Annotated in this window: 9 protein-coding genes and 1 riboswitch; of the genes, 8 read left to right on the top strand and 1 reads right to left on the bottom strand. The window is 73.5% G+C overall.

All coding sequences use genetic code 11. From position 1 onward, the window contains the following. Nucleotides 1-66 precede the first annotated feature (66 nt). Nucleotides 67-181, top strand: a riboswitch (SAM riboswitch). A 39-nt stretch (nt 182-220) separates the two neighbouring features. Genes MUY14_RS20530 through MUY14_RS20515 form a run of 4 tightly spaced genes read left to right on the top strand, consistent with a single transcriptional unit; the run spans nt 221 to nt 3,855 of the window. Further along, nucleotides 221-1,621 (top strand): aminotransferase class V-fold PLP-dependent enzyme, encoded by a 1,401-nt coding sequence (locus tag MUY14_RS20530; RefSeq protein ID WP_247024706.1) that lies wholly within the window; start codon nt 221-223, stop codon nt 1,619-1,621. A gap of 16 nt (nt 1,622-1,637) precedes the next feature. Next, entirely contained in the window at nt 1,638-2,255 is a 618-nt protein-coding gene (locus MUY14_RS20525) for a hypothetical protein (RefSeq protein ID WP_247024705.1), read from the top strand. 23 nt (nt 2,256-2,278) lie between these two features. Continuing rightward, nucleotides 2,279-2,929, top strand: a complete 651-nt coding sequence (lspA, locus tag MUY14_RS20520) for a signal peptidase II (protein WP_396126829.1) — start codon at nt 2,279-2,281, stop codon at nt 2,927-2,929. After that, nucleotides 2,926-3,855, top strand: a complete 930-nt coding sequence (locus MUY14_RS20515) for an RluA family pseudouridine synthase (RefSeq protein ID WP_247024703.1) — start codon at nt 2,926-2,928, stop codon at nt 3,853-3,855. The genes lspA and MUY14_RS20515 overlap by 4 nt, the downstream gene beginning before the upstream one ends. Here the strand turns inward: MUY14_RS20515 and MUY14_RS20510 are convergent. Next, nucleotides 3,852-4,877 carry an AsnC family transcriptional regulator gene (locus tag MUY14_RS20510; RefSeq protein ID WP_247024701.1) on the bottom strand — a complete coding sequence of 342 codons (1,026 nt, stop codon included), beginning with the start codon at nt 4,875-4,877 and terminating at the stop codon, nt 3,852-3,854. The genes MUY14_RS20515 and MUY14_RS20510 overlap by 4 nt on opposite strands. A 135-nt stretch (nt 4,878-5,012) precedes the next feature. Between MUY14_RS20510 and MUY14_RS20505 the strand changes: the two genes are divergently transcribed. The 4 genes from MUY14_RS20505 (at nt 5,013) to MUY14_RS20490 (ending at nt 16,195) form a co-directional block, all read left to right on the top strand. After that, nucleotides 5,013-11,636 (top strand): DUF885 family protein, encoded by a 6,624-nt coding sequence (locus MUY14_RS20505; protein WP_247024700.1) that lies wholly within the window; start codon nt 5,013-5,015, stop codon nt 11,634-11,636. Nucleotides 11,637-12,633: 997 nt separating this feature from the next. After that, nucleotides 12,634-13,839 (top strand): fumarylacetoacetase, encoded by a 1,206-nt coding sequence (fahA, locus tag MUY14_RS20500; RefSeq protein ID WP_247024698.1) that lies wholly within the window; start codon nt 12,634-12,636, stop codon nt 13,837-13,839. 83 nt (nt 13,840-13,922) lie between these two features. Further along, on the top strand, nt 13,923-14,837 hold the full coding sequence (locus tag MUY14_RS20495; RefSeq protein ID WP_247024696.1) for a YhjD/YihY/BrkB family envelope integrity protein: 915 nt from the start codon (nt 13,923-13,925) through the stop codon (nt 14,835-14,837). 317 nt (nt 14,838-15,154) lie between these two features. Further along, nucleotides 15,155-16,195 carry an LLM class F420-dependent oxidoreductase gene (locus MUY14_RS20490; RefSeq protein WP_247024694.1) on the top strand — a complete coding sequence of 347 codons (1,041 nt, stop codon included), beginning with the start codon at nt 15,155-15,157 and terminating at the stop codon, nt 16,193-16,195.

Raw genomic sequence — 16,195 nt, 5'->3', positions numbered from 1 at the left:
AACGGCGTCTCAGAATGTGAGGAGGGGGTTGGCCACCCGGCGCGTTCTCGGTTACCTTCTGTGCCAGGTCATGAGTGCCAGCGCGAAGCCCCGGCTTGCTGGCCGGCAACCCTCCTACCGCGGTGGGGTGCCCCGGGTGAAGACCGGGCCGGTCGCGTCCCGCGACGGGCAAGCGCGGGCCCCTCGCCGGGGTCCCCCGGACCGCCGAGGAGGCACCCCGATGACTCTCGCCATCGACCGCACCAGCGCCACGACTTCCGGAACCCCGCACGCCGCCGAACCGGCTCTCGCCACCGCCCCGGCCGCCCGCGGCGCCGAAACCCTTGCCCCGCAGGGCATCCCCGCCGTCGCCGGCGCGTCGCTGCGCGTCCCGCTCGTCACCGGCGAAACCATCGGGTACGCCAACCTCGACCACGCGGCGAGCGCCCCCTGCCTCGACGCCGTCCGCGCCAAGGTCGACGAGTTCCTGCCCTGGTACGCCAGCGTCCACCGCGGCGCCGGCTTCGCCTCGCAGGTCTCCACCAAGCTCTACGAGCGCACCCGCGACGTCCTGCGCCGGTTCGTCGGCGCCCGCCGGACCGACACCGTCGTCTTCACCCGCAACACCACCGACTCCTTCAACCTGCTCGCCCGCAGCCTGCCGCGGCACACCACCGTCGTCGTCTTCGACACCGAGCACCACGCCGCGCTGCTGCCGTGGCAGGGCCCGAACGTCCGGCGGATCCCGGCCCCGCGCACGCGTCTCGCGGCAGTGTCCGCTGTGGACGAAGCGCTCGCGGGTTCCCCGCAGGGGCCCCGGCTCGTGGTCGTCACCGGCGCGTCCAACGTGACCGGTGAGCTGCTGCCGGTGGCCGAAATCGCCGCCGTGGCGCGGAAGCACGGCGCCCGCATCGCCCTCGACGCCGCGCAGCTCGCGCCGCACCGCCGGATCTCGATCCGGGACCTGGACGTCGACTACGTCGCCGTTTCCGGCCACAAGCTGTACGCCCCCTTCGGCGCCGGTGCGCTGATCGGCCGCGCGGACTGGCTGCGCGCCGCGCGCCCGTACCTCGCCGGCGGCGGCGCGACGAAGCTCGTCACCGAAGCCGCCGTCGTCTGGAACGACGGTCCCGAGCGCCACGAAGCCGGTTCGCCCAACACTGTCGGCGTGTACGCGCTCGGCGTCGCGTGCGAGACCCTCTCCCGTGACTGGGACGCCGTCGTCGCGCACGAACAGGCGCTGCTCACCCGGCTGCGCAAGGGACTCGAGAGCCTCCCGGGCTGCGCCGAACTGCGCCTGTTCGACGCGCCGGTCGACCGTGTCGGCACGGTCAGCTTCACCGTCGCGGGGTTCGACCCGGGCTGGCTCGCGGCGGTCCTGTCCGCGGAGTACGGCATCGGCGTGCGCGACGGCGCCTTCTGCGCCCACATCGCGGCCAAGCGCCTGATCGCCGTCGCCGGTGGCGAGGGGCAGCAGGCGATCCGCGTCAGCCTCGGCCTGGGCAGCACCGAAGAGCACGTCGACCGCGTGCTGCTGGCGTTGCGCCGGATCGTCGCGCGCGGAGCGGACTGGGAGTACGCGAAGGTGGACGGCCGCTGGGCGCCGGTCGGCGACCCGCGGGAGCTCCCGCCGTTCTGCTGAGCGTTAGCCTGGCCCGATGGGGAGAGGATCGCGTTTCTGGTTTCCGCTGGCGTTGCTGGGGTTCGCGCTGATCGGCGCGGCGGTGGTGCGGCTGCTGTCGCGCCGGAGCCCGGCCGAGGGCGACGCCGTGAACCTCGTTTCCGGACCGCTGGAGCAGCAGCACCTCGGCACCGGCGGCGTCGGCGGCACGGGCTACCCGGCGACGCAGTTCTTCACCCAGGACACCTACTACGCCGCGGGGGCGGAGCTGCCCGCCGGGCCGGTGTGGCTGGTCGCGCTGCTCGTGGTGGTGGCCGGCACGGCCGTCTGGTACGCCCTCGCGCTGCGTCCCGCCCGCACCGGGTGGTTCGTCCTCGGCACGCTCGGCGCGCTGCTCGCCGTCCCGCTGCTCGACCTGGTCGGGTCCTGGCAGTTCCGGCTCGGGGACGGGCTGCGCGGCCCGCTGCTGGCCACCGTCGGCCTGCTGGTGCTCGCGGCGTACGAACGCAGCGTGTTCGTCCTGGTCACCGCGGCCCTGTTCGTGCTCGTGGCCGTCGTGCTCTCGGCGGACCTCGTGGGCGTGCTGCTGGCGGCGCTCGTCCTGCTCGCCGCCGCCTTCGCCGCCCTGCTCCGGCACCGCCGCGACACCGCTTGACCAGCGCCGTGGACAATGGACCGGTGAGCACCGAGCCCAGCCGTTCCGAACCCGACACCGCCGCGCCCGAAGAGGCGGTGCCCGACCCGGCTGCCGACGCCCCGGAGAACCCCGAGGTCCCGGCGAAGCCGTTGCTGCCGAAGCGGCGGGTCGGCTGGGTGTTCGCGATCGCCGTCGTGTTCTGGGCGATCGACCTGGTGACGAAGAACCTGGTCACCGCCAACCTGGAGGGCAAGGAGCCGGTCAAGATCCTCGGCGGGCTCATCTACCTGCAGGTGATCCGCAACCCCGGCGCCGCGTTCTCGATGGCCACCGGCATGACGTGGGTGCTGGCGCTGGTCGCGCTCGCCGTCGTCATCGCGATCATCTGGCTGTCGCGGCGGCTGCGCTCGATCGGCTGGGCGATCGGCCTCGGCCTGGTGCTCGCCGGGGCCACCGGCAACCTGACCGACCGCATCTTCCGCGCGCCCGGCGGGCTGCAGGGCCACGTCGTCGACTTCATCTCGGCGTTCGCGCCCAACGGCAAGGGCTTCGCGATCTTCAACATCGCCGACTCGGCGATCTGCGTCGGCGGCGCGCTGATCGTGCTGCTGTCCCTGCTGGGCAAGGACTACGACGGCACGTCGACCAAGGACAAGAAGAAGATCGAGAAGACGCAGGAGGAGCAGGCGTGAGCTCGCGGATGCTCCCGGTGCCCGACGGGCTCGACGGGATGCGGGTCGACGCCGGCCTCGCCAAGCTGCTGGGCCTGTCCCGCACGGTCGTCGCCGAACTGGCCGAGTCCGGCGACGTGCTGCTCGACGGCCGTCCCGCCGGCAAGTCCGACCGGCTCTCCGGCGGCGGCCTGCTGGAGATCACCCTGCCGGAGCCGGCCAACCCCGTCGAGATCGTCGCGGAGCCGGTCGAGGGCATGAAGATCCTCCACGACGACGACGACATCGTGGTGATCTCGAAGCCGGTCGGCGTCGCCGTGCACCCGAGCCCGGGCTGGACCGGCCCGACGGTGGTCGGCGGCCTCGCCGCGGCCGGCCTGCGCATCGCGACGTCGGGCGCGGCCGAGCGCCAGGGCGTCGTGCACCGGCTCGACGCGGGCACGACCGGCGTGATGGTGGTGGCCAAGAGCGAGCACGCGTACACGGTGCTGAAGCGCGCGTTCAAGGAGCGCACGGTCGACAAGGGCTACCACGCGATCGTCCAGGGCCACCCGGACCCGACGCGCGGCACGATCGACGCCCCGATCGACCGCCACCCCCGCCACGACTACAAGTTCGCGGTGGTCCAGGGCGGCCGCCCGAGTGTGACGCACTACGAGGTGGTCGAGGCCTTCCGGGCCGCGTCGCTGACGCACATCAAGCTCGAAACCGGGCGCACGCACCAGATCCGCGTCCACTTCTCGGCGCTCCGGCACCCCTGCGTCGGCGACCTGACCTACGGCGCGGACCCGGTGCTGGCCCGCCACCTCGGCCTGAGCCGCCAGTGGCTGCACGCGAAGACGCTGGCCTTCGCCCACCCGGCGGACGGCCGGTGGGTGGAGTTCGAGTCGGAGTACCCCGATGACCTGGCGAAGGCGCTGGAGACCCTGCGGGACGAGAGCTACTAGTCCTCGATCGCCCAGGTCAGCGTGCGCTCGTCCGGCTCCGGCCGGGGGCTCCACCGGACCGAAACCACGCGCGTCGCGTCCGGCAGGACGTACACCGTGTGCCCGCCGAGGGTTTCGCCCGGTTTGACGCCGATCTTGTGCGGGGGCCGCGAGGTCAGCGAGACCGGCGCCTTGCCGATCGCCGTGCCGTCGGCGGCGATCAGCTCGAGGTAGTTGTCGGGCAGTGACGCGAACGGGATCGCCCCGCGGTTGGTGATCTCGGTGTGCACGACCACCGCGCGCTCGCCGTCCTCCAGGCGGTAGCCGGCCGCGCTGAACAGGTAGTCCGCCGGGTCCTGGACCTCCAGGAGCTGCACCGACAGCTGCTCGCCCTCCAGGCCCTGGGTCTCCATGACCTCGCCGAGCCGGCCGCGCTTGCCCGTTCCGGCCGGTTTGACCGGTTCGTCGCCGCGGGCCCAGGACGCCGTCTGCGGCAGTCCCCAGGTGCTCACGGCGGGGTCCACCGGCGGCGGCGTGAACGGGCGCGGCGGCTGCGGCGGGCGCGGCGGCGGGCCCGGGTACCGCCCGGACGGCGTGCCCTGCACGTTGTACGGCCCCGAAGGCGCGCCTTGCACGTTGTAGGGACCCGACGGCGCACCCTGGACGTTGTACGGGCCGGAGGGCGCACCCTGGACGTTGTACGGCCCCGAAGGCGCGCCTTGGACGTTGTACGGCCCCGGAGGACCGCCCTGGACCGGCGGCGGCTGCTGCGGTACCGGCTGCGACGGCGGCGCCGGGTACTGCTGCTGCGGCGGCCGGTTCGCCCACGACGGCGGGGCGCCGGCGATGGCCGCCCGCAGCCCCTGAGGGTCGCTTTCCACGCCGACGAGCAGCGGGAGCCCACTGCCGGACAGGGCCACCAGCCGGTAGGCCACCTCGCGGGGATCCATGCCGACCTTGGCCGCGAGCTCGTGCACCGCGGTCTTGCCGAGTTCGGCGAGCGCGGCGAGCAGGCGGGCATCCACGGGATCGGTCACGGCCACTCCCCGAACGCTACCGCTTCGCCCGTCCGGCCGTACCGAAGGCCGTCCGCCCCCGGCGTAATGCGCACCGTTTCTGTCGGTGATCTCCGTTAGGGTCGCGGGCGAGACACCGATCGAAGCTGGGGGGTCCTGCCCATGACCGCGGTCACCGAACTCGCCGACGAGTTCGTCGAAGCGCTGTTCGCCGCCGATCCGCTGACGCCCGCGTTGCTGGGCATCCGCCCGGCGGAACCCGGTCTGCCCGACCAGTCCGCCGAAGGCGAGCGCGCGTTCCGGGCGCGGCTGGCGGAGTTCCGGGAGCGCGCCCGCGCGATCGCCGCCGACGGCCTCTCGGCCGAGGACCGCGTCACCCGCGAGGTGCTGATCTCCACGGCCGAGAACCGCATCGCGTCGGCCGAGAGCCGGATGGCCGAGTTCACCGTCACCGACCTCTCGATCGGGCCCGCGGCCGGCCTGCTCCTGGCCCTGCCGATGACGACCGTGACCGCGGGCGAGGCCGCGCAGGCGCAGCTCGGGCGGCTCGCCGCCGTCCCGGAGTTCCTCCGCCAGTCCGCCCGGCGCCACGCCGAGGGCATCGCCGACGGCCTGGTCCCGGTGGCCCACCTGGTCGACGCCGCGATCGCCCACCTCGACCGCTACCTCGCCGACCCGGCGGCCGACCCGCTGCGCCGCCAGCCCGCGCCGGACGAAGAGTTCGAGCGGCGGCGCGAGGAGCTGCTCGCCGACGTCGTGCGCCCGGCCTTCGCGGAGTACCGGGCGTTCCTCGCCGACGAGGTGAAGCCGCACGGGCGGCCCGAAGACCGGCCCGGCCTGTCGTGGCTGCCCGACGGCGAAGCGACTTACGCGCGCTTGGCGCGGATGCACACGACGACCGAGCACACCCCGGCGGAACTGCACCGGATCGGGCTCGAAGTCATCGATTCGCTCGCCACCGAGTACCGCGAGCTGGGCCGGAAGGCGTTCGGCACCGACGACCTCGCCGAGATCTTCGAGCGCCTGCGCACCGACCCCTCGCTGCGCTGGGGCAGCGCCGACGACCTGCTGGACACCGCCCGCACCGCCGTCGCCCGCGCGGCCGCGGAGGCGCCGAAGTGGTTCGGCCGGATCCCCGAGGAGCAGTGCACGGTCGAAGCGGTGCCGTCGGAGGTCGCGCACGGCGCGCCCGCGGCGTACTACCTGCGCCCGGCCGCCGATGGCTCGCGGCCCGGCATCTACTTCGCGAACACCCACCAGGCCACCGAGCGGCTCCGGCACATGGCGGAGACGACCGCGTTCCACGAAGCCGTGCCGGGACACCACTTCCAGCTCAGCATCGCCCAAGGGCTCACCGAGCTGCCGCTGCTGCGCCGCATCGGCGGCTTCACCGCGTACATCGAAGGCTGGGGGCTCTACAGCGAGCGCCTCGCCGCGGAGATGGGGCTCTACTCCGACGACATCGCCCGGCTCGGCATGCTGGCCGGCGACTCGCTGCGGGCAGGCCGGCTGGTCGTCGACACGGGGCTGCACGCGCTGGGCTGGAGCCGGCAGCAGGCCATCGACTACCTGCTGGAGCACACGCCGGAGGCGCGCCCCGAGATCGAGTCCGAGGTCGACCGCTACATCGCGTGGCCGGGCCAGGCGCTGTCGTACATGGTGGGACGGCTGGAGATCCAGCGGAACCGGGCCCGTGCCGCCGAGCGGCTCGGCTCGCGGTTCGACGTCCGCGCGTTCCACGACCTCGTGCTGTCCGGCGGCCCGCTGCCGCTGTCGGTGCTGGCCTCCGTCGTCGACGAGTGGGTGGCCGAGCACGGTGACACCGTGGGCGGCCTGGCGAACGAGCTCGTCGAGCTGACGTTCGAGCAGGAGCCGATGACCCCGTCGATCCTGGGCCTGCCCGGCGACCACGACCGGCTCGGCGACCAGAGCCGGGCCGGGAAGGAACGCTTCCGGGCCTCCTACACCGCGCTGGCGGCCCGTGCGCGGGCGCTGGCCGCCGAAGGCCTGTCGCGGGAAGAAGCCGTCACGCGCGAGGTCGTCATCGCCGCCGCCGAGGTGGAGGCCGACCGGCTGGGTGCGCGCACGGCCGACATCGCGGTCAGCGACGGGCTCACCGCGCCCGCGCTCGAGCTGCTGATGTACCTGCCGTACTACAAGCTCGACGACGAGAAGAAGGCCCGCGGCTACCTGGCCCGGCTCGCCGCGGTCGAGTCGTTCCTGGCGACGCTGACCGAGCGGCAGCGCGAGAGCCTCGCCGACGGGCTCGTCCCGCCGGCGTACCTCGCCCGCGTCGGCGTCGAGTACATCGACCGCTACCTCGCCGCACCGGAGCGGGACCCGCTCAAGGTCGGCACGACCGCCGCCGTCGAAGGCTTCGAAGCCGAGCGCGACCGGTTGCTCGCCGAGATCGTCCACCCGGCGTACGCGCGCTACCGCGACTTCCTGCGCGCGGAGGTCGAGCCGGTCGGGCGCCCCGACACCACGCCCGGGATCAGCCACGTCCCGGGCGGTGCGGAGCGGTACGCCGCGCTGATCCGCGCGGAGACGACCACCGAGCGCACCGCGCAGGAGCTGCACGAAACCGGGCTGGCGCTGATCGAAAAGCTGGGGGAGGAGTACCGCGAGCTGGGCGCGAAGGTGTTCGGCACCACCGAACTCGCGGAGATCTTCGAGCGGCTGCGCACCGACCCGGCCCTGCGCTGGCGCGACGGCGACGAGCTGCTGTCCGCGGCGCGGGACGCCATCGCCCGGGCCGAAGCCGTCGCCCCGCGGTGGTTCTCGCACCTCCCGGCGGAAAAGTGCGAGGTCGCGCCGGTCCCCGAGGCCGACGCGGCGAGCGGCACGATCGCGTACTACCTCCCGCCGTCGCTCGACGGCACGCGGCCGGGCACCTACTACGCGAACACGCACGAAGCGGAGAAGCGACCGCGGTTCACCAGCGAGGCCATCGCCTTCCACGAAGCCGTGCCGGGCCACCACTTCCAGCTCAGCCTGGCCCAGGAGCTGAGTGACCTGCCGCTGCTGCGGCGGGTCGGCATGTTCAACGCCTACGCCGAGGGCTGGGGCCTGTACGCCGAGCGCCTCGCCGACGAGATGGGCCTGTACTCCGACGACGTCTCGCGCTTCGGCATGCTGACGCAGGACTCGATGCGGGCCGGCCGGCTGGTCGTCGACACCGGGCTGCACGCGCTGGGCTGGAGCCGGCAGCAGGCCATCGACTTCCTGGTCGAGCACACGCCGATGGCACAGCTGGAGATCGAAGCCGAGATCGACCGGTACGTCGCCTGGCCCGCCCAGGCGCTCGGGTACATGGTCGGGCGGCTGGAGATCCAACGGCTGCGCACCGAAGCCGAAGCGGCGCTGGGGGAGCGGTTCGACATCCGCGGCTTCCACGAAGTCGTGCTGGGCCACGGCATGCTGCCGCTGTCCGCGCTGGCCAAGGTGGTCACGGACTGGGTGGCCGACCAGGGCGACACGCCCGACCGGCTGGCCGACGACCTGCTGGCGCTCAACTTCGAGCGGCAGCCGCTGTACCCGTCGGTCTTCGGGCTGCCCGGCGACCACGGCAAGCTGCCGGACCCGGGCGCGGAAGACCGCTTCCGGGCCGGGTACGCGGCGATCGTCGCGCGGGCGGAGGCGCTCGACCCGGCGGGGCTGCCGGCCGCCGATCGGGTCACCCGCGAGGTCGTGCTTTCCCAGGCGCGCACCGAAATCGACGAGATCGATTCACGCCGCGGCGACATCGCGGTCAGCGACGGCCTCGGCTCGCCCGCGTTGCAGCTGCTGCTCTACCTGCCGCAGACGGTGCTGGACGACGAGCCGAAGGTCCGCGGCTACCTGAGCCGGCTCGCCGGGGTCGGCGGCTACCTCGAGGCCATGATCACCCGGCAGCGGGCCGCGCTCGCCGAGGGCCTGACGCCGCCGGAGTTCCTGGTGCGCATCGGCATCGGCTACGTCGACCGGTACCTCGCCGCCCCGGAGAGCGACCCGCTGCGGGTGACACCGCCGTTCGCGCTCGAAGGCTTCGAGGCCGAACGCGACCGGCTGCTCGCGGAGGTCGTCCACCCCGCGTACCGGCGGTACCGCGCGTTCCTGGCCGACGAGGTCGTGCCGGTCGCGCGGCCGGAGACGTCCCCGGGCATCGGTGACCTGCCGGGCGGCCCGGAGCGGTACGCGGCGCTGATCCGCGCCGAAACGACCACCGAGCGCACGGCGCAGGACCTGCACGAGACCGGGCTGGCGCTGATCGAGAAGCTGGGGGAGGAGTACCGCGAGCTGGGCGAGAAGATCTTCGGCACGACCGAACTCGCCGAGATCTTCGACCGGATCCGCACCGACCCGGCGCTGCGCTGGCGTGACGGCGAGGAGCTGCTGGCCGGGGCCCGCGCCGCCATCACGCGCGCGGAAGCCGTGGCCCCGCAGTGGTTCTCGCGGGTCCCGGCGGAAAAGTGCCAGGTCGCGGCGGTACCCGAAGCGGAGGCGGCGAGCGGCACGATCGCGTACTACCTCCAGCCCTCGCTCGACGGGACGCGTCCGGGCACCTACTACGCGAACACCCACGAAGCCGAGAAGCGGCCGCGGTTCACCAGCGAAGCCGTGGCGTTCCACGAAGCCGTGCCGGGGCACCACTTCCAGCTGTGCCTCGCGCAGAACCTCACCGGCCTGCCGCTGCTGCGCCGGATCGCGCACGTGAACGCCTACGGCGAGGGCTGGGGCCTCTACGCCGAGCGGCTGGCCGACGAAATGGGGCTGTACTCCGACGACGTCGCGCGGCTGGGCATGCTGACGCAGGACTCGATGCGGGCCGGTCGCCTGGTCGTCGACACCGGGCTGCACGCGCTCGGCTGGAGCCGGCAGCAGGCGGTCGACTACCTCGTCGAGCACACGCCGATGGCGCGGCTGGAGATCGAGGCGGAGATCGACCGGTACGCCGCCAACCCAGGCCAGGCGCTCGGGTACATGGTGGGGCGCCTGGAGATCCAGCGCCTGCGGGCCGAAGCCGAGCAGGCGCTGGGCGAGCGGTTCGACATCCGCGAGTTCCACGACGTCGTCCTCGGCAGCGGGACGCTCCCGCTGCCGGTGCTGGCCGGCGTCGTCGCCGACTGGGTGGCCGGGTACCGCAACACGCCCGACCGGCTCGCGGACGAGTGCCTGGAGCTGATGTTCGAGGCGCAGCCGCTGCTCCCGTCGCTCTACGGCCTGCCGGGCACGCACGACAAGCTCGCCGACCAGACCGCCGAGGCGGCCGGGCGGTACCGCGCCGGGCTGGCCGGGATCATCGAGCGGGCCGAAGCGCTCGACGCGTCGGCGCTGGACCAGGCCGAGCGCGTGACGCGGGACGTGGTGATCTGGCAGGCGCGCACCGAGATCGACCTGCTCGACTCCGGCCGGGCGGACATCGCGGTCAGCGACGGCCTGGCCGCCCCGGCCCTGCTGCTGCTGGTGGAGCTGCCGCAGACGGTGCTCGACGACGAGCCCAAGGCCCGCGGCTACCTGAGCCGGCTCGCGGCCATCGGCACCTACCTCGACCAGCTGATCGAGCGGCAGCGGGCGGCGCTCGCCGAGGGGCTGACGCCGCCGGAGTTCCTGGCGCGCATCGGCATCGGGTACGTCGAGCGCTACCTCGGCGCCCCGGACGAAGACCCGCTGAAGGTCCCGGTCCACGGGCACGAGGCCGAGCGCGACCGGCTGCTCGCCGAAGTCGTGCGGCCCGCCTACGAGCGGTACCGCGACTTCCTGGCCGGCGAGGTCGTCCCGGTCGCGCGCCCGGAGACGTCCCCGGGCTTCGGCGACCTGCCGGGCGGCCCGCAGCGGTACGCGGCCCTGATCCGGGCGGAGACGACGACCGAGCGCACGGCCCAAGAGCTGCACGACACCGGGCTGGCGATCATCGAGAAGCTGGCGGAGGAGTACCGCGAGCTGGGCGAAAAGGTGTTCGGTACCACCGAACTCGCCGCGATCTTCGAGCGCATCCGCACCGACCCGGCGTTGCGCTGGCGCGACGGCGAGGAGCTGCTGGAATCGGCCCGGCAGACGATCGCCCGGGCGGAAGCGGTGGCGCCGCAATGGTTCCTGCGCGTCCCGGAGCAGCGCTGCGAGGTCGCGCCGGTCCCGCCGGCCGAGGCCGAAAGCGGCTCGATCGCGTACTACATCGACCCGTCACTGGACGGTTCGCGGCCGGGCACCTACTACGCCAACACGAACGAGGCCGACCAGCGGCAGCGGACGCTGAGCGAGTCGGTCGCGTTCCACGAAGCCGTGCCGGGGCACCACTTCCAGCTGACGCTGGCCCAGCAGCTGACGGGGCTGCCGCTGCTGCGCCGGATCTGCATCTTCAACGCCTACGTCGAAGGCTGGGGCCTGTACGCCGAGCGGCTGGCCGACGAGATGGGCCTGTACTCCGACGACGTCTCGCGCTTCGGCCTGCTGACCCAGGATTCGATGCGCGCGGCCCGCCTGGTGGTGGACACGGGCATGCACGCACTGGGCTGGAGCCGCCAGCGCGCGGCGGACTTCCTGCGGGACAACACCCCGATGGCCCCGATCGAGATCGAGGCGGAGATCGACCGCTACGCGGGCCACCCCGCCCAGGCCCTCAGCTACATGGTGGGCCGCCTGGAGATCATGCGCTTGCGCAAGGAAGCGGAGCAGGCGCTGGGGGACCGCTTCGACATCCGTGAGTTCCACGACACGGTCCTGGGCAGCGGCTCGCTACCCCTCCCGGTCCTGGCCACGGTGGTAGCCGACTGGGTGGCCGCCCGCTCCGCGGCAGGCAGCGAGTGACGACTGCGCCCCACCGGGCCCCGGCAAGCCTTACCGGGGCCCGGCCGGCGCGACTGGCGCCTGCTCACCCGCTGGCCCGGACCGCGGCGGGGCTCGGTGCTCGCCCGGGCGGCGTGGTCCGGCCGGAACGACCAGCGGTCGGCCATCCGGCGGCCCGGACCGTGGTGGTGTTCGCAAGTCGCCCGGCCCGCCCGCAACGACCAGTGTGCGGCCGTCCGGCCGCGCGGACCGTGGCGGCGTTCGGTGCTCGCCTGGGCGGCGTGGTCCGGCCGGAACGACCAGCGGTCGGCCATCCGGCGGCCCGGACCGTGGCGGTGTTCGCGAGTCGCCCGGCCCGCCCGCAACGACCAGTGTGCGGCCGTCCCGTCGCGCGGACCGTGGGTGCGTTCGGTGCTCGCCTGGGCGGCGTGGTCCGGCCGGAACGACCAGCGGTCGGCCATCCGGCGGTGCCGACCGTGGTGGTGTTCGCGAGTCGCCCGGCCCGCCCGCAACGACCAGTGTGCGGCCGTCCGGCCGCGCGGACCGTGGCGGCGTTCGGTGCTCGCCTGGGCGGCGTGGTCCGGCCGGAACGACCAGCGGTCGGCCATCCGGCGGCCCGGACCGTGGCGGTGTTCGCGAGTCGCCCGGCCCGCCCGCAACGACCAGTGTGCGGCCGTCCCGTCGCGCGGACCGTGGGTGCGTTCGGTGCTCGCCTGGGCGGCGTGGTCCGGCCGGAACGACCAGCGGTCGGCCATCCGGCGGCCCGGACCGTGGTGGTGTTCGCGAGTCGCCCGGCCCGCCCGCAACGACCAGTGTGCGGCCGTCCGGCCGCGCGGACCGTGGCGGCGTTCGGTGCTCGCCTGGGCGGCGTGGTCCGGCCGGAACGACCAGCGGTCGGCCATCCGGCGGCCCGGACCGTGGCGGTGTTCGCAAGCCACCCGGCCCGCCCCGGCGGCCGCCCGCAACGACCCACGCGCGGCCGTCCCGTCGTGCGGACCGCCCGGAACGAGGAGCGATCGTGACCTGGCTCGAACTCGCCGAAGACACGCCGTTCGGCTTGGCCAACCTGCCCTACGGCGTGTTCTCGGTGGCCGGCGCGCCCGAGCGGCGCATCGGTGTCCCCATCGGCGAGCACGTCCTCGACCTGACCGCCGCGGCCGCCGAGACCGCGGCCGCCTTCGCGCCCCTGCTCACCGCCGGGGTGCTCAACCCGCTGCTGGCCGCCGGGCCGGGGACCTGGCGGGAGGTCCGCGAGAGTGTCCGGGAGTGGCTGACCGAACCCCGGTACGCCGATGCCCTGCGCCCGCACCTAGTGCCGCTGACCGAGGTGACCACCCACCTCGCCTTCGACGTCGCCGACTACGTCGACTTCTACTCCAGCGAGCACCACGCCCTCAACGCCAGCCGCATCTTCCAGCCCGACGTCACCGAGCTGGCGCCGAACTGGAAGCACCTGCCGATCGCCTACCACGGCCGGGCCGGCACCGTCGTCGCTTCCGGCACGCCGGTCGTCCGGCCGCACGGGCAACGCAAGCCGCGCAACGCCGATGCGCCTTCGTTCGGGCCGTCGCAGCGGCTGGACATCGAGGCGGAGGTGGGGTTCGTCGTCGGCGTTCCGTCCACTCCGGGCACGCCGGTGTCCACTGCGGACTTCGCCGGCCACGTCTTCGGCGTCTGCCTGGTCAACGACTGGTCGGCGCGCGACATCCAGGCGTGGGAGATGCAGCCGCTGGGCCCGTTCCTCGGCAAGTCGTTCGCGACGTCGGTGTCGCCGTGGATCGTCCCGCTGGCCGCGCTCGACCACGCGCGCGTCGACGGGCCGCCGCAGGACCCGGAGCCGTTCGAGTACCTGCGGACCGGCGAGAAGTGGGGCCTGGACCTGGCGCTGGAGATCCGGCTCAACGGCCACCTGGTCTCGAGCCCGCCGTTCGCGACGCAGTACTGGACGGCGCCGCAGCAGCTGGCGCACCTGACCGTCAACGGCGCGAGCCTGCGCACCGGCGACCTCTACGCGTCGGGCACGGTGACCGGCCCGGAGCGCGATCAGCGCGGTTCGCTGCTGGAGCTGTCCTGGGGCGGGCGGGAACCGTTCGCGCTGCCCGGCGGTCAGACCCGCGCGTTCCTGGAGGACGGCGACGAAGTGGTGATCAGCGCGACCGCGCCCGGTCCCGGCGGCACGCGGATCGGGTTCGGCGACGTGCGGGGCACGGTGGTGCCCGGCTAGCGCGTGACGATCCGGCGCCCGCCGTGTCCGGACTGCGGAGGACACGTGCGGATGAGAGGGTCGGTGCGGTGGTGCGAGGAGCGGTGAAGAGGGGGTTCCGGCGAGCCGGGGCGACGCTGGCCCGGTACCGGGAGCGCGACGGTGACCACTACGCCGCCGCGGTGACGTTCTTCAGCCTGCTCGCGCTCGTCCCGCTGATCATGGTCGCCGTCTCGGTGGCCGGCTTCGTGCTGGCGGGCGACCGGATCCTGGCCGCCGAGCTCGACCGCGTGATCGGCAGCTCGCTGCCGCCCGAACTCTCGGGCCAGGCGACGAACGTCGTGCACACGGTCGTCGGCGAGCGCGGCCGGATCGGGCTGCTGGCGCTGGCCGTCGCGGTCTACTCGGGGTGGAGCTGGATCAGCAACGTCCGCGACGCGGTCACGGCGATGCTCGGCCAGGAACGCGCCCCGCGCCCGCTGCTGCGCGGCATCGTCACCGACGTCCTGGTGCTCATCGGCATCGGGCTGGCGATGGCGGTCTCGTTCGGCCTGGCCTCACTGACCGGCGCGGCCGGCGCGGGCCTGCTCCGCCTGACCGGCCTGGACGGCGGCTTCGCGCACTTCGTGCTGGTCGCGGGCTCGCTGCTGCTCGGTCTGGCGGCGAACTGGCTGGTCATCGCCTGGTGCCTGGCCCGCCTGCCCCGCCGCCCGCTCCCGCTGCGCTCGACCCTCCGCCCGGCCGGCGCGGCCGCGGTCGGTCTCGGCGCGATCCAGCAGGCCGGCGGCCTCTACTTGCACCTGCTGGGCCGTTCCCCGGCGGTCGCGGCCTTCGGCACCCTGGTCGGCCTCCTGCTGTTCGGCTACCTGATCGTCCGCTGGCTCCTGATGGTCACGGTCTGGCTGACGGTCCGCGACGAGCCGACGGGCACCCTCGCGGCGGACGTCCGCTACGCGGGCACGACGCTGGGCGCGGGCGCCTCGGCGGAGCTGGTGGTCCGCACCCTCTCCGGCCGCTGAGCTGCCAGGATTCACCCAGATCGGTGCCGTTCTGGCCTTGGCGATGTTCTTGTCCTCGGCAGCGGCCGCCGGGCCGGCCGCGCCTGTCCGGGTAAGGGGAACGCGGTTCGTACTCCTACTTCAGCTTCTGGGGAACCTGGGACGTAAACATCACCCGGGCGCAGCCCTCGACTGCTGGGGTGGTGGGTACCTCGGCACCCCGGGGCCAACCGGACCTGAGCCGTGACCGCCGAGTGGCGGGGCGCACATCGTCCACGCGGGGAGCGGGCGCTCACCGTAGGATCCGACTAAGCGCTTGCTCAGCAACGGAGGTGGACATGCGGATCGGGACCGCGATCAACTACGCCGGAGGCTTCGCCGACAGCGTCGCGGATATCGTCGAACTGGAGAAGGTGGGGCTCGACGTCGCCTTCGTGCCGGAGGCGTATTCGTTCGACGCCGTCAGTCAGCTCGGCTACCTCGCGGCCAAGACCGAACGCGTCCAGCTGGCGTCCGGGATATTCCAGATCTACACGCGCACGCCGACGCTCACCGCGATGACCGCCGCCGGGCTCGACTTCGTTTCCGATGGGCGGTTCATCCTCGGGCTCGGGGCGTCCGGGCCGCAGGTCATCGAGGGTTTTCACGGCGTGAAGTACGACGCTCCGCTGGGGCGCACGCGGGAGATCGTCGAGGTCTGCCGGCAGGTGTGGCGCCGTGAGCGCGTCGTGCACGAGGGCAAGCACTACACGATCCCGCTGCCGGCGGAGCAGGGCACCGGGCTCGGGAAGCCGCTGAAGCTGATCAACCACCCCGTGCGCGAGCGCATCCCCGTGCTGCTGGCTTCGCTCGGCCCGAAGAACGTCGCGCTCACCGCGGAAATCGCCGAAGGCTGGCAGCCGATCTTCTTCCACCCGGAGAAGGCGGCCGACGCCTGGGGCGCCGCACTGGCCGAGGGCAAGGCGAAGCGCGCTCCGGAGCTGGGTGAGCTGGACACCTTCGTGTCGGTGGCCCTGGCCATCGGCGACGACGTCGAGCCGCTGCTGGACCACCTGCGCCCGATCCTCGCGCTGTACATCGGCGGCATGGGCGCGCGGGGCAAGAACTTCTACAACGACCTCGCCCGCCGCTACGGCTACGAGGCCGAGGCGAAGCTGATCCAGGACCTCTACCTCGACGGCAAGAAGGAAGAAGCGGCAGCGGCCGTCCCGCTCGAACTGCTGCGCGCGATCTCCCTGGTCGGCCCGGCCGGCTACGTGAAGGAGCGGCTGGCGGCCTTCGAGGAAGCCGGCGCGACGACGCTGGTGGTGAACCCGATGCTCCCGGGCCGCGACGCCCGCGTGGCGGCGGTTTCCCGGCTGCGCGAGCTGATCGGCTAG

It is taken from the genome of Amycolatopsis sp. FBCC-B4732 (assembly GCF_023008405.1).
In the GTDB taxonomy this organism is placed as follows: domain Bacteria; phylum Actinomycetota; class Actinomycetes; order Mycobacteriales; family Pseudonocardiaceae; genus Amycolatopsis; species Amycolatopsis pretoriensis_A.
Note: the sequence above shows the minus strand (reverse complement) of the source record. Positions and strands in the feature narration are given on the sequence as shown.

Coding starts and splice junctions, on each gene's coding strand:
- MUY14_RS20530 (WP_247024706.1), top strand. CDS start 221: ATGACTCTCGCCATCGACCGCACCAGCGCCACGACTTCCGGAACCCCG.
- MUY14_RS20525 (WP_247024705.1), top strand. CDS start 1,638: ATGGGGAGAGGATCGCGTTTCTGGTTTCCGCTGGCGTTGCTGGGGTTC.
- MUY14_RS20505 (WP_247024700.1), top strand. CDS start 5,013: ATGACCGCGGTCACCGAACTCGCCGACGAGTTCGTCGAAGCGCTGTTC.
- MUY14_RS20490 (WP_247024694.1), top strand. CDS start 15,155: ATGCGGATCGGGACCGCGATCAACTACGCCGGAGGCTTCGCCGACAGC.